Origin of the sequence: Streptomyces glomeratus, from assembly GCF_021462825.1 — a bacterium.
Taxonomy (GTDB): Bacteria; Actinomycetota; Actinomycetes; order Streptomycetales; family Streptomycetaceae; genus Streptomyces; species Streptomyces glomeratus.
Genome location: NZ_JAKEEB010000003.1, coordinates 412278 through 426482, shown reverse-complemented (window position 1 = coordinate 426482; position 14205 = coordinate 412278). Strand labels below are relative to the sequence as shown.

The 14205-nt window shown below is 69.3% G+C and carries 7 protein-coding genes; 1 reads left to right on the top strand and 6 read right to left on the bottom strand.

All coding sequences use genetic code 11. The features are described from left to right. Positions 1-131 precede the first annotated feature (131 nt). The 6 genes from pulA to LZ604_RS05705 all read right to left on the bottom strand — a co-directional run bounded on the left by pulA (position 132) and on the right by LZ604_RS05705 (position 12693). Positions 132-5546: a pullulanase-type alpha-1,6-glucosidase gene (gene pulA / locus LZ604_RS05730; protein WP_234513084.1), complete on the bottom strand. Its 5415-nt coding sequence runs from the start codon at positions 5544-5546 to the stop codon at positions 132-134. 256 nt (positions 5547-5802) lie between these two features. After that, the gene (locus LZ604_RS05725) at positions 5803-7191 is read right to left on the bottom strand and encodes an alpha-amylase (protein WP_234513083.1); all 1389 of its coding nucleotides are present in this window, start codon (positions 7189-7191) and stop codon (positions 5803-5805) included. 284 nt (positions 7192-7475) lie between these two features. Further along, positions 7476-9206, bottom strand: a complete 1731-nt coding sequence (locus LZ604_RS05720; RefSeq protein ID WP_234513082.1) for a glycoside hydrolase family 13 protein — start codon at positions 9204-9206, stop codon at positions 7476-7478. Between the two features lie 180 nt (positions 9207-9386). Next, on the bottom strand, positions 9387-10298 hold the full coding sequence (locus LZ604_RS05715; protein ID WP_234513081.1) for a sugar ABC transporter permease: 912 nt from the start codon (positions 10296-10298) through the stop codon (positions 9387-9389). A gap of 13 nt (positions 10299-10311) precedes the next feature. Continuing rightward, complete coding sequence (locus LZ604_RS05710; RefSeq protein ID WP_234513080.1) at positions 10312-11316, bottom strand: carbohydrate ABC transporter permease; 1005 nt, start codon at positions 11314-11316, stop codon at positions 10312-10314. 102 nt (positions 11317-11418) lie between these two features. Further along, on the bottom strand, positions 11419-12693 hold the full coding sequence (locus tag LZ604_RS05705) for an extracellular solute-binding protein (RefSeq protein ID WP_234513079.1): 1275 nt from the start codon (positions 12691-12693) through the stop codon (positions 11419-11421). Positions 12694-13119: 426 nt separating this feature from the next. Here LZ604_RS05705 and LZ604_RS05700 point away from each other — a divergent pair, with 426 nt between their 5' ends. Beyond that, positions 13120-14154: a LacI family DNA-binding transcriptional regulator gene (locus LZ604_RS05700; RefSeq protein WP_308283563.1), complete on the top strand. Its 1035-nt coding sequence runs from the start codon at positions 13120-13122 to the stop codon at positions 14152-14154. The last annotated feature ends 51 nt before the right edge of the window (positions 14155-14205 follow it).

Here is a 14205-nt window from a genome sequence, read left to right as displayed (position 1 = left end):
GGGGGGGGCGCGGCGGGGGGGGGCGGCCGCGGGGCGCCCCCGCGCCCCCCCCCCCCCCCCGGGGGGGGGGGGGGGGGGGGGGGGCCCCCCCCCCCCCCCCCCCCCCCCCCCCCCCCCCGCACTCCGGCGCCCTAGCGCGCGGCCCGTGAGAAGACCGCCACGGTGCGCCCGGGAACGGTGAACGTGCCGGATCCCTCCGCATAGGAGGCGGTCTTGACGACCGGGTCCGCGCCCGCGGCCTGCACCGGGTGCAGGGCGTAGCCCGTCCCGGCGAGGGCCGCCACCGTCTGCTGCTGCTTCGTCGGCGTCGCGTTGAAGACGACGACCAGATCACCCAGTCTCATCGTGATCACACCGGGGGTCTCGTTCTTCCCGGACAGCGGGAAGGACAGCTTCGACTGCACCTGGCCCACGGTGGCGAGGGAGAAGACGGGCTCGGCGGTACGGATCCGCAGCAGATCCCGGTATGCCGCGGAAGCACCCTCCATCTGCTCGCAGCCCACCTCGACCGAGGTCAGCAGCGGCTTGACGTACGACCACTTGGACTGGTTGTCGGCCGCCATCGGCAGTCCCCGGCCGAAGCCGTTGCCGTCCCGGCAGTCCCAGTGGACGGCGTTGAACCAGTCGCCGCTGTCGAAGGAGTTTCGGTCCAGGGACTTGGAGCGCAGCAGGTCGGATCCCGCCTGGGAGAGCGACGGGCCCTGCGAGAGGGTGGCCGTGGCCATGGCGAGCACCTGCATCCGGGTCCGGGCGGAGGCGGAGGTGTCCTTCGGCAGCTTGTACGTGAGCGCGTCGAACAGCGACTCGTTGTCGTGCGCGTCGGCGTACGCGAGCGCGTCGCCGGGCGCGTCCGCGTAGCCGGCGGGCGAGCCGTTGTAGTCGACCTCGGCGCCGGTGACCTCCTTGCCGTCGTCGTCGGTGAAGTGGTACGCGGCGAGGTTGCCGGTCAGACCGATCTTGATGAGGTCCTGGTAGTGCAGGAGGCGGGTCTTCTGCTCGGCCGTGGTGCCGTTGGCCGCCGAGGAGTTCGGGTCGGTGTACAGACCGGACGCGAAGCCCTGGACGCCCGGGTCGGAGTCGAAGGGGCTCCCGCCGCGCACGGCGTCACGGGCGCGGTCGGAGAAGGTCGCGATACCGGTGCCGGCCATGTTCTTCTGGGTGGCCTGCACGAAGCGGGCGTCGTTGGCGACCTCGCCGAAGTTCCAGCCCTCGCCGTACAGGATGATCTTCTTGCCGTCGACGCCGTCCTTCTCGAGGGTCAGCGCGTCGAGGGCCTTGCGCACGGCGAGGATGTTGGCCTTGGGGTGGTGGCCCATGAGGTCGAAGCGGAACCCGTCGACCTTGTACTCCTTGGCCCAGGTGACGATGGAGTCCACGACCAGCTTGCCCATCATGGCGTTCTCCGGCGCCGTGTTCGCGCAGCAGGTGCTGTTGGCCACCGAGCCGTCGGCGAGGAGCCGCTGGTAGTAGCCCGGCACGATCCGGTCCAGGACGCTGGTGTCGGCCTGGCCGCTCGCCGCGGTGTGGTTGTAGACGACGTCCATCACGACCCTGAGGCCGTCCTGGTTCAGCGCCCTGACCATCTGCCGGAACTGGAGGGTGCGGGCCGTGCCGTTCGGATCGGTGGCGTACGAGCCCTCCGGGACCGTGTAGTGGTAGGGGTCGTAGCCCCAGTTGTAGGCGTCCTTCGCGGCGGTCGCGGCGACGCAGGCCTGCTGCCGGTCGGAGTCGGCGGCGTAGGACGCGAGGTCGCAGTCGGGTGTCGCCTGCTCGGACTTCCTCTCGGGGATCGTCGCGATGTCGAAGGCCGGCAGCAGGTGGACGTACGAGGTGCCCGCCTTCGCCAGCGCGCGCAGATGCCGGGAGCCGTCGCCGTTCCTGTCGGCGAAGGCCAGGTAGGTGCCCCGGTCCTTCGCCGGCACCGTCTTGTCCGCGACGGAGAAGTCCCGGATGTGCAGCTCCTGGATCTGGGCGTCCCGGAGCGGTACGGCCTTGGGCTTGACGAGGGTCGACCAGCCGCCGGGTGCCAGCGCTCGGTCGTTCAGGTCGACGACGAGGCTGCGCTCGGAGTCGGCGGTGAGGGCGACCGAGTAGGGGTCGGTGACCTTGTTGGTGACCACCTTCCGGACGGAGGGCGCCCACACCTTCACGACGAACCGGTAGGGCTTGTTCCTCCAGGACGCGGGGCCGGTGACGGACCACACCCCGGTGGTGCCGTCACGCTTCATGGCGACGGTGGAGCCGTCCAGGTCCAGCTTCACCGACTGCGCCGTCGGCGCCCACACGGCCAGCGTGGGACGGCCGTGGCGGAACGACGGGCCGAGCACGGCCTTCGCCGCGTGGTACACGTCGTCGAGTACGCCGGCGATCTGGACGCCTGTCGCCGCGAGCACGGCACCGTTCGCGGCCCGCTGGGAGGCGACGAGCTGACCGCGCAGCGCGTCACCCACCCGGTCGCGGTCGCGCGGGTCGACGGACCAGGCGGTGTAGTCCTTCAGATGCGGGAATCTCGCCTTCTGCGCGTCGGTGAGCGTGGTCTTCTCCAGGCGCAGCCAGCGCTCGTCGTCGCTCGTCAGCGTGCCGTCCTTCACGGCGATCGAACCGTCGCGGGAGGCCAGGAGCTGCGTGGAGGCAGCGCCCTCGACACCGTTCCAGGCGACCGTGTTCCGGTCGATCCAGATCGCCTTGGAGGTGGTGAGGTCCAGGGCGGCAGCGCTGCCCGCGGGCTGCGGCAGCAGGTACTTCTCCTGGCCGTTCAGCAGCCACACCTCGTAGCCGTTCGCCTTGAGGTCGAGCGACTGGTCGGCGGGCAGATCCTTCTCGTCACTCTTGTGGACGATGTAGCTGAGACTGGTGGCACCGTCGGCGAGGGGCACCTCGAAGACCGCGCCGTACGCATCGGTGCGCACCGGCTTCAGGGGGCTGGACCAGTCGGTGGGGTTCGCGGCGCCCGTCCAGACGTGCAGGCCCCAGCCGTCGTAGTTCCCGTCGGCACGGTGGTAGTGGATGACGGCCTTGGTCTTGTCCGGCGCCGGGTAGTCGGCCGCCGGCCTCTCGGTGAGGACGGCCTCCTTGCCCTGCTCGACCCAGACCTCGCCGGTCTTGGTGACGTCGATGGTGCGGTCGGCGGAGACGTCCTTGTTCCCGTCCTTGTCGATGACGAGGAAGCCGACGCCGGACGCGCCGGGCTTGAGCTTGACGTAGGCGAAGGCGCCGTACGCGTCCCGTCCGACGAAGGGGTGGCTGTTCGGCCAGGTCGTCGCCTCGCCGTCGGCGAGGTCGCCCCAGGCGTACAGGCCCCAGTTGCCGTAGTCGCCGTCGGTGCGCTTGTAGTGGACGATCGCGTAGTCGCGGGAGGAGGCGGTGGGGACCGGCGCGGCGGGCGGGGTGCCGGTGGTGCTGTCCGCCGTCGCGCTCGATGTCCTGCCCGCCGAGTCGACCACAACCGCCTTGTACCGCAGGGCGGTTCCGGCCGGAACGCCCTTGGCGATGGTCTGAGTGACCTTGTACGGCGCGTGGTCGGCGGAGCCCAGGGTCCGCCACTTGCCGTCGCCCACCTGGGCGGCGAAGACGACGCGGTCGAGCTGCCCGCCGTCGACGTCGGCGGAGAGCTCCACGGTGCCGGTGGCGCCCGCGTCCGGGGCCTTCAGGGCGATCGTCGGCTTGGAGACGGGCGCGCCGAGCGGCGCGGCGGCCTTGAACACGACGGCGGACCGGGCCGGGAGGGTGACGGTGACCTTGTTGTCGGCGTCGCTCTTGAGGGACGCGTCCGTGCCGTAGATCCCCCGGAAGGTCATGCCGGCCGAGCCGGTCGCGAAGGTGGCCGTGTTCGCCTCGTCCGCGTTGTTGAGGGCGACGACGTACTCGATGCCGTCGGTGCCGGTGCGGGAGAAGGCGTAGACACCGGCGCCGTCGGCCGCGTACCGCGGGGTCTGGACACCGTCGGCGAGCGCGGGATTCTGCTTCCGCAGCGTGGAGAGAGCGGCGATCTCCTTGTAGAGCGGCGCACCAGTGTCGTACGAGTCGCTCGCGTGGGTGCGGTCGGTGCCGATCTCGTCGTCGTCCAGATAGTCCGCGACCTTGGAGGCGAACATCGTCTGGCGGGCGTCCTTGTCCCCGCCGGAGCCGGTGAAGCCCTGTTCGTCGCCGTAGTAGACGACCGGGTTGCCGCGGCTGAGGAACATCAGCTCGTTGGCGAACCCGTCCTTCTTCAGCAGCTCGGCGTCGGTCGCCTTCGGGTCGTCCTGCTTCAGGAAGTACCCGATCCGCCCCATGTCGTGGTTGCCGAGGAAGGTGACCTGCTCGTATGCGTTGGCCTTGTCGGTCGTGTACTTGTAGTCGTCGCCGAAGACCGAGGCCAGCTTCCGCGCGCTGCCGCCCTGGGAGGCGTACTCGCGGGCCGCCTCCTGGAACGGGAAGTCGAGCGTCGCGTCCAGGCGGCCCCGGGTGACGTACGGCGAGGTGATCGACGGGTCGGCGGAGTAGACCTCGCCGAACATGAAGAAGTTCCTGCGGCCGTGCGCGGCGGCGTACCGGTCGAGCGCGGTGGCCCACTGCGTCCAGAACTCCATGTTCACGTGCTTCACGGTGTCGATCCGGAAGCCGTCGACGCCGAAGTCCCGCACCCAGCGCTGGTAGATCTTCTCCATACCGCTGACGACCTCGGGACGCTCGGTCCACAGGTCGTCGAGGCCGGAGAAGTCGCCGTAGGTGGCGTTCTCACCGGCGTAGGTCGAGTCGCCGCGGTTGTGGTACATCGTCGGGTCGTTGAGCCACGACGGGACCTTGATGTTCCGCTTCTCGGCCGGGATGGCCGGGGTGCGCGGGAAGGAGCCCGTGCCGACGGCGGGGAACCTCCGCGTGCCGTCCGCGTAGTCGGCGTCGTCGAAGGGGCGGCCGTCCTTGGTCAGGTACGGGAAGGCGCCCTTGGACAGGTAGTCGTGGGACTGGCCCTCGTAGTCGACGACGTCGGCGGTGTGGTTGGTGATGACGTCGAAGAAGACCTTCATGCCCTTGGCGTGCGCCCGGGAGATGAGGTTCGCCAGGTCCTTGTTGGTCCCGAAGTGCGGGTCGACCTTGGTGAAGTCGGTGATCCAGTAACCGTGGTACCCGGCCGAGGCGTTGGCCCCGGTGCCCTGCACGGGCTGGTTCTTGAAGATGGGGGCCAGCCAGATGGCGGTGGTGCCCAGCCCCTTGATGTAGTCGAGCCTCCTCGTCAGGCCCTTGAGGTCACCGCCCTGGTAGAAACCCTTGTCCGTGGGGTCGTACCCGGTGGCCAGACGTGAACCGGTCAGGCCGCCCCGGTCGTTGGACGGGTCGCCGTTGGCGAACCGGTCCGGCATCACGAAGTAGAACTGTTCGCGGGTGTCGTCGTGCCTGGTGGGCTCGGCCGCGAGCCGGGCGTCGGACGGGGGCGCGGGCGGCGTCTCGGCCCTGGCGGCGAGGGGCGGGAGCAGCGCCGCGGCGAGCGCGGTGACGGTGAGGGCCGTGACCCTTCTCCGGCTGGGGGTACGGCGCCTCGGGGGCGCCGGCCATCTCGGTATCACAGGCGTGAACTCCTTGCGAATGCGGCTCGATTGGGTCCGACCCCTGCGCCGCGGGACGGCTGCGTCGCCCGGCGCCCGCGCGACCGTACCGCCGAAGAAAGGCTTACAGCAAGAGTTATGAAACTCGTGGCAAGGACTTTCAGAGCCAATCTTGCGTACTTCGCGCCCGCCCCGCGGCCGTGCTCCCGGGCACGACGGAGCGCCCTCCGGTGGATCCGCCGGAGGGCGCCGGGCCGGAGGTGGCCTGGCCGGCGGATCAGCAGCTCGACTTCCCCGCGTAGAGGGCGAGGGCGGTGTTCGGGGCGACCGACGCCTGGAACCAGCCGCTGCCGTTCACCGTCACCGTCCGGTTGCCCTGCACATCGCAGTAGGTACCGGCGGGCAGCGCGGTCTCGAACCAGCGGTCCGCCGTCGTGCTCTCGTGGTTGATCACCACATAGCCCTTGCTGCCGCGGCCGAACGCGATGAGGTTGTTGCCGTCGTCCCACCACTTGGTGACCGCCTGGCCGCGCGTGGCGTTACGGAAGGCGACCATCGACTTGATCTCCGGCCAGGCGTGCTGGCACTTCCAGCCGTTCTGCCAGCAGGCGTTCACCTGGCCGCCGTTGGGCGGGCCCGCGTCCGCGTCGGACCATTCGTAGCCGGAGTTGACGTCGGGGGCGCCGTAGGGCCAGGCCAGCATGAAGACGTTCGCCAGGGTGTAGTCGGCGCCGTTCTTGTAGTTCAGGGTCGAGCCGTTGCGTTCGGTGTCGTGGTTGTCCACGAAGACTCCGGCGATCGAGCCGCTCAAGTAGCCCCAGCCCTCACCGTAGTTGGTCAGGTACGCCAGCTTCTCCCCAGTGAAGACCCGCTTGAGGTCGTAGGCGTAGCGGAACTCCTGCACATCGCCGTTGCCCGTGTACTCGCCCGGCTGGACCGCCTCGCCCGCGCCGTAGATCACCTCCTGCTTCCAGTACACCGACGGGTTGGTCAGCCGGGACTTGATGTCGGCCAGGTCGGCGGCCGGGATGTGCTTGGCGGCGTCGATACGGAACCCGTCCACGCCCAGGGTGAGCAGGTCGTTCATGTAGCCGGCGATAGTGCTGCGGACGTGCTCCTCCCCCGTGTCCAGGTCGGCGAGGCCCACCAGTTCGCAGTGCTGGACGTTCCAGCGGTCCTGGTAGTTCGTGACCTGGGCGGTGCAGTCGTCGAAGTCGGCGGACGAGTACAGGCCCGGATAGTCGTACTTCGTGTACGACGAGCCTCCCGTGCCGGTGCCGGTGCCGCTGCCCGCCGACATGTGGTTGACGACGGTGTCCACGACGACCTTCACACCCGCCGCATGGCAGGTGTCGACCATGTTCCTGAAGGCCGTACGGTCACCGAGGCGGCCCGCGATCCGGTAGCTCACCGGCTGGTACGAGGTCCACCACTGGGAACCCTGTATGTGCTCGGCGGGCGGGGAGACCTGGACGTAGCCGTAGCCTGCCGGACCGAGGGTGGCGGTGCACTCCTTCGCGACCGAGGCGAAGTTCCACTCGAACAGGACCGCGGTGACGTCCTTGGTGCCGGGCGGGGAGGCGTGTGCGGTCCCGGAGGGGACGGCGAGTGCGACCGACGCGGCCGCCGCGAGGGCGAGGGCGCCGGACAGCGTTCTACTGGCCATGGGTGGGGGTCCTTCTCCGTTGAAGGATCTGCTGAGGGGGGCTGGGGTACCCCCGGAGATCCCCTGAAGGGAATTGCTGCAAGTTTTCAACTACTTGCAGTGCAGCCGACCGTACGAGTCCCGACCTCGGCGGTCAACCCCCCGGACATGTTCCTGTCACATACGCGAAATAGAGCCGGATTGCGGCCGGTTGGGGCCGCACAGGCCCCGCGCGGCAGCCGAAAGGGCCCGCCGTCCCTGCCGGACGACGGGCCCCTGGAACCGGATGAAACGGCTTGCGACGGTCAGCCGGTGGCCCACCACACCGTGGTGTCGGCGGGCACCTTGGTCTCGCCTTCCGCCTCCGTCACCTCACCGCTGGCGACCAGGACACGGCCGTACGACGGGACCACGACGGCCTCACCGCCGGTGTTGGCGACGCAGACGACGTCCCCGCGGCGGAAGGCGAGCACCCCCTCGGGCGCCCTGAGCCACTCCACCGAGTCGCCCGCGCCCAGCCCGGGCTGCTCGCGCCGCACGGAGAGGGCGGTGCGGTACAGCTCCAGGGTGGAGCCGGGGACACCCTGCTGGGCCTCGACACTGAGCTCGCCCCAGTTCGCGGGCTGCGGCAGCCAGCTGCCGCCACTGCCGAAGCCGTACGAGGGCCCGGTGCGGGTCCACGGGATCGGCACCCGGCAGCCGTCGCGGAAGCCGTCCTGGCCCTCGCCCCGGAAGTACGCCGGGTCCTGGCGCACCTCGTCCGGCAGGTCCACGACGTCCGGCAGGCCGAGTTCCTCGCCCTGGTAGACGTACGCCGAGCCGGGCAGCGCCAGCATCAGCAGGGAGGCCGCGCGGGCCCGGCGCAGGCCGAGCTCGCGGTCGCCGGCCGTGCGGATCTGGGTGCCGAGGCCGGGCTCGTTGGCGAAGCGGGTGGCGTGACGGGTCACATCGTGGTTGGACAGGACCCAGGTGGCGGGGGCGCCGACGGGGCGCATCGCATCGAGGGTCCGGTCGATGACGGCACGCAGTTGCTCCGCGTCCCAGTCGGTGCCCAGGTACTGGAAGTTGAACGCCTGGTGCAGCTCGTCCGGACGGACGTAGTTGGCGGTGCGCTCGACGGTGGGCGTCCAGGCCTCGGCGACGAAGATGCGCCCGCCCGTCTCCTGCCACCGCCCTTCCGGCGAAGGTCCTTCGGGCCCCTTCTTTCCGGTGTATTCGTCCAGGATCGTGCGCCACTGGCGGTAGATGGCGTGGACGCCGTCCTGGTCGAAGAACGGCATGACATCGTTGCCCAGCAGCTTGAGCTGGTCGTGGGTGCCGAGGTCGGGCAGGCCCGCCGCCTTCACCAGGCCGTGGGCGACGTCGATGCGGAAGCCGTCCACGCCCATGTCCAGCCAGAAGCGGAGGATCGAGCGGAACTCGTCGCCGACCGCGGGGTGGTCCCAGTTGAAGTCGGGCTGCTCGGGCGCGAACAGATGCAGATACCACTCGCCGGGAGTACCGTCCGGCTCGGTGACCCGGGTCCAGGCGGGCCCGCCGAAGATGGACTCCCAGTCGTTGGGCGGCAGCTCTCCGCTCTCGCCCTTGCCGGCGCGGAAGTGGTAACGCTCCCGCAGCGGCGAGCCGGGCCCCTCCGCGAGGGCCCGCTTGAACCACTCGTGCTGGTCGGAGGAGTGGTTCGGGACCAGGTCGACGATGATGCGCAGCCCGAGCTCGTGGGCGTCGCGGATCAGGGCGTCGGCGTCCAGGAGGTTGCCGAACATGGGATCGACGGCGCGGTAGTCGGCGACGTCGTAGCCGGCGTCGGCCTGCGGCGAGGCGTAGAAGGGGCTGAGCCACACGGCGTCCACACCGAGGTCGCGCAGATACGGAAGTCGGGAACGTACGCCCTCCAGGTCGCCCATGCCGTCGCCGTTGCTGTCGGCGAAGCTGCGCGGATAGACCTGGTAGATCACCGCGTCCCGCCACCAGTCGCGGTGGGTGGCGACGGTGGCGAGGGCGGTTTTCGGGGCCGGGTCGGCGGAGTGCTGGCTCATGGCGTCCTTGATGCGATGAGGGTCCCCCCGGTCGAACGAAGCCGAGAGTGGGGGGGAGAGGATCGGGTCAGGGGGCTTGGGCGGGGCGGGGTGACTGGCGGCCGCGGTGACAGCGGGGTCGGACGAGTACCGCGGCCGCCACCCGCGCGGATCAGGCGCGCGGGAACCCCGAAAGGGTGGTCAGCCCTTTGTGCCGCCCGCGGTGAGACCGGTCACCAGGTTCTTCTGCACGAGGTAGAAGAACACGGACACGGGTATCGCGATCAGCACCGCGGTGGCCGCCATCAGATTGCGCTGGGCGTCGTGCTCGCTGATGAAGCTCTGCAGGCCGACGGCGAAGGTGTACTTGTCGTCGCTGAGCATGAACGTCGAGGCGAAGGCGACCTCGCCGAAGGCGGTGAGGAAGGCGTAGAAGGCGGCGACCGCGAGACCGGGCCGGGCGAGCGGCAGGATCAGCCGGACGAAGGTGCCGAAGGGGCTGAGCCCGTCGACCCGGCCGGCCTCGTCGATCTCGAAGGGGATCGTGTCGAAGTAGCCCTTCAGCAGCCAGGCGCAGTAGGGCACGATCGTCGTGCTGTTGATCAGGATGAGCCCGAGGTAGGTGTCGATGAGTCCGAGGTCCGACATGATCTGGTACATCGGCACGATCAGAACGGCGATCGGGAACATCTGGGTGAGCAGCAGCATCCACATGAACTTCTTGTAGCCGGGGAAGCGCATGCGGGACACCGCGTAGCCGGTGGTGGCGGCGATCATCACGCCGATGACCGTGGTGCCGGCCACGACGACGAGCGTGCTCTTCAGCCAGTCGAAGAAGCTCGTGTGCTGAAGGACGAACGAGTAGTTGTCCAGCGTCATCGTGTGCCAGATGTGCCCGGGGTGCAGGTAGTCGTCCTTGTCCGGGCCGAGGGACAGGAAGAACAGCCAGCCCACCGGGAAGAAGGCGACCAGGCTCGCCGTGATCAGCAGAACGTGGGAGGCGAGGGTCGCGAGGGGGCCGCGCCGGCCGCGTCCGCGTGCCCTGCGCCGCGGCGTGTCCGCGACGGACTGCTGGGGCACCGGGGCGGAGGTCTCGACAGTGGTCGTACTCATGGGAGCTCCTGCCTCAGATCGCGAGCTGCTGCTCGTTGCGGTTCAGCCAGCGGCGGTAGAACGAGGTGAAGACGATCAGGATGGCCAGCAGCAGGATGCCGTAGGCGGCGGACTGCGCGAAGTCACGCGGCTGCTGGCCGAAGCCCAGTCGGTAGGCCCAGGTGACGAGGATCTGGGCGTCCGGGGCGGTGTCGCCGAACAACAGGAAGATGATGGCGAACTGGTTGAAGGTCCAGATGATGCCGAGCAGCACGACGGTGGAGCTGACGGACCTCAGGCCCGGAAGGGTGACGTACCGGAAGCGCTGCCAGGCGCTCGCGCCGTCCATCTCCGCGGCCTCGTACAGCGAGGCGTCGATGGCCTGCAGGCCGCCGAGCAGCGAGAGCATCATGAACGGGACACCGCACCAGGTGTTGACCATGATGGCGGCGGCGCGCTGCCAGAAGGTGTCCTCCAGCCACTGCGGCGTCGGCAGGTGCAGGGCGTGGAGCGCCGTGTTGATGACGCCGCTGTCGGCGAGCATGAAACGCCAGCCGAAGACGGTGACGAAGGTGGGCACGGCCCAGGGCAGCACCAGCACGAGGCGGTAGAAGGTCTGCCCGCGGAACTTCTGGTTGAGCAGCAGCGCCAGGCCGAGGCCGATGGTGTAGTGCAGGGTGACGCAGAGGGCGGTCCACACGATCGTCCAGACGAAGTGCGACCAGAAGCGGTCGTAGGCCGTCGGTCCGAACAGGATGTCCTTGTAGTTGTCGAGCCCGACGAACTTGTACGTGGCGTCGATGTGGTTGACGCCGATCGTGCGCGCCGTGTTGAGGCTGTTGGCGTCCGTGAGTGTGAGGTAGAGGCCGTACACCAGCGGGTACAGCACCAGCACCCCGAGCACGACGGCCACGGGGGTGATCATCGCGTAGGCGTACCAGTGCCTCTGGTACGCGTTCTTGATGCGCCGGCCCAGGCCGGGCCGCGGCGCGCGGTCACCGTGGCGCTTGCCGGTCGCGCGGTCGATGGCGACTGTCATGGTTCGACACCTTCGGGAAGATCGAGGGGTGGGCCTGGGCACAGGCGGTGGCCGCCGGATCCTTCCCCCCTTTTACAAGGAGGATCCGACGGCCACACGGGCTTACTTGCTGAAGTCGGGCACCAGCTTGGTGATCGCGAGTTCCGCGTTGCTCAGGCCCTTGTCCAGGGACTCCTTACCGCCCGCGATCTTGGGGAGCTCGGTGTCGAGCGGACCCCACAGCGAGCTGTACTCGGGCAGCGCCGGGCGCGGCTGGGCGGCGCTGAGCACGCTCTGGTAGCCGGCGATGCCGGGGTCGGCCTTGACCTGGGCGCTGTAGGCGTCCTCACGGGTCGGCAGCGTGGAGTTCTTCAGGGCGATGGTCTCCTGGGACTTCGCCGAGGTCATGAAGTTGACGAACTTCAGCGCCGCCTCCTGGTGGGCCTTGTCCGAGCCCGCGTAGACGGACAGGTTGTGGCCGCCGGTCGGGGCGCCCGCCTTGCCGGTGGAACCGGCCGGGACGGTGGCGATGCCGAGGTTGGCCTTGTCCTTGAAGGCCGAGCCCTTGTAGAAGTTCGTGATCTCCCAGGGGCCCTGGATGATCGCGGCGACCTTGCCGTTGACGAACGCGTCCTGGATGTGGGCGTAGGCGTCGGCGGTGGTGTCGGCCTTGTGCAGGCCCTTGCCGGAGAACGTGCTCAGCCAGGTGCCGTACGCCTTCTTCGCGGCGGCCGCGTTCACGGTGATCTTCTTGGCGGAGGCGTCGACCGTGTCGGTGCCCTCGCCGTAGAGGAAGCTCTGCGCGTAGTAGGCCTGGGTGGAGCCCCAGTAGCCGTCGACGCCGGCCTTCTCCTTGACCTTCGCGGCGTCGGACTTCAGCTCGTCCCAGGTCTTCGGCGCCTCGGTGATCCCGGCCTTCTTGAAGAGGGCCTTGTTGTAGACCAGCGCGAGGGTGTCGGTCACCAGGGGCACACCGTAGGTCTTGCCCTGGTACTGGGCCTGCTGCATCAGGCTGGACTGGAACTTGTCCTTCTCCGCGAGGGCCTCGGTGCCGTCCAGCGGCAGGAAGTAGCCCTTCTTCGCGAAGGCGGGGGTCCAGCCGACCTCGGAGCGCAGCACGTCCGGGGCGCCCTTCGAGCCGGCGGCGGTGTCGAACTTGTTCTGCGCCTGGTCGAAGGGGACGTCGACGTACTGGACCTTGATGTTGGGGTTGGCCTTCTCGAAGTCCTGGACCAGAGCCTTGTACGTCGGCGCCTCATTGGTGGCGTTGGAGGTGTCCCACCAGGTGATGGTGACCGGACCGTCCGACTTGTCGCTGCCGCTGTCACTTCCGCCGCAGGCCGTCGCCGCGAGGGCGACGGACGCCACCAGCGCGGTGGCCGCTATGCCACGCCGCATGAGTTCTCCTTGAGGGTGAAAGCCCGTGTAGCTCCAGGTGGCGGTCCCGTCCGCCGCCCCTGCCGACTCCGACTGCGCCGTTGCGGCCGCCGGGCGACGTGAACGTAACAGCGATGCAATCGGCGCGAAAGAGCTTGCAGAAAAAAAGTGCAAGAACCGACGATGGTTACCCGTCCGTGACCTCGCCGTGAGGGCCGATACACCTCGATTGCCCGCTGATCCACCGGGCACCGGACACTTGTGCAAGACTCTGCAAGGTCTTGCCACATGTCTTTGGTGCAAGGATCATCCCCTTGCGGACACGGACGCCGAACACGATCACGAGGGAGCGCGATGACGCAGCAACCCGCAGCGGGCCGACCGACCGCCCGGGCCCGGCGTCCGGTTGGTGGGCAAGCCGAAACCCGGCCGGTACAGTCCCATCCCGTGACCACACGGCTTGCCGACATCGCGGCGCAGGCGGGGGTCAGCGAGGCGACCGTCAGCCGCGTCCTCAACGGGAAGCCGGGCGTCGCCGCGACCACCCGCCAGTCCGTCCTGGCCGCTCTCGACGTACTGGGCTACGAGCGTCCGGTGCGGCTGCGCCAGCGCAGCGAGGGCCTGGTCGGCCTGATCACCCCGGAGCTGGAGAACCCGATATTCCCCGCCCTCGCCCAGGTCATCGGCCAGGCGCTCACCCGGCAGGGATACACCCCGGTGCTGGCGACCCAGACGCCGGGCGGCTCCACCGAGGACGAGCTCACCGAGATGCTGGTGGACCGCGGGGTGGCGGGCATCATCTATGTCTCCGGACTGCACGCGGACACCACCGCCGACATGCAGCGCTATGAGCGGCTGCGCGCCCAGGGCGTGCCCTTCGTGCTGGTGGACGGCTTCTCCCCCAAGGTGCAGGCGCCCTTCATCTCCCCCGACGACCGGGCCGCGATGTCCCTGGCGGTCACCCACCTGGCGTCCCTGGGGCACACCCGGATCGGGCTGGCGCTCGGGCCCAAGCGCTTCGTGCCGGTGCAGCGGAAGATCGAGGGGTTCGTCCGCACGATGCAGGACCAGTTCGGGCTGGCTCCCGAGGACGTCGAGTCGCGGCTGATCCAGCACTCCCTCTACACCCTGGAGGGCGGCCAGGCGGCGGCGACCGCGCTCATCGACCGGGAGTGCACGGCGGTGGTGTGCGCCTCCGACATGATGGCGCTCGGGGCGATACGCGCGGCACGGCAGCGCGGGCTGGAAGTCCCCACGGACATCTCGGTCGTGGGCTTCGACGACTCCCCGCTGATCGCCTTCACGGACCCGCCGCTGACGACGATCCGCAAGCCGGTCCCGGCGATGGGGCAGGCGGCGGTGCGGACCTTGCTGGAGGAGATCGGCGGGACGCCCGCGCCGCACAGTGAATTCGTGTTCATGCCGGAACTGGTGGTGCGGGGTTCGACGGCTTCGGTGCCTGGGAACCGAAGTCATACCTGAGCAGGAGCTCCGGGGCCCCGCAGGGGTCCGCCAGGTGGAGAACATGCGACC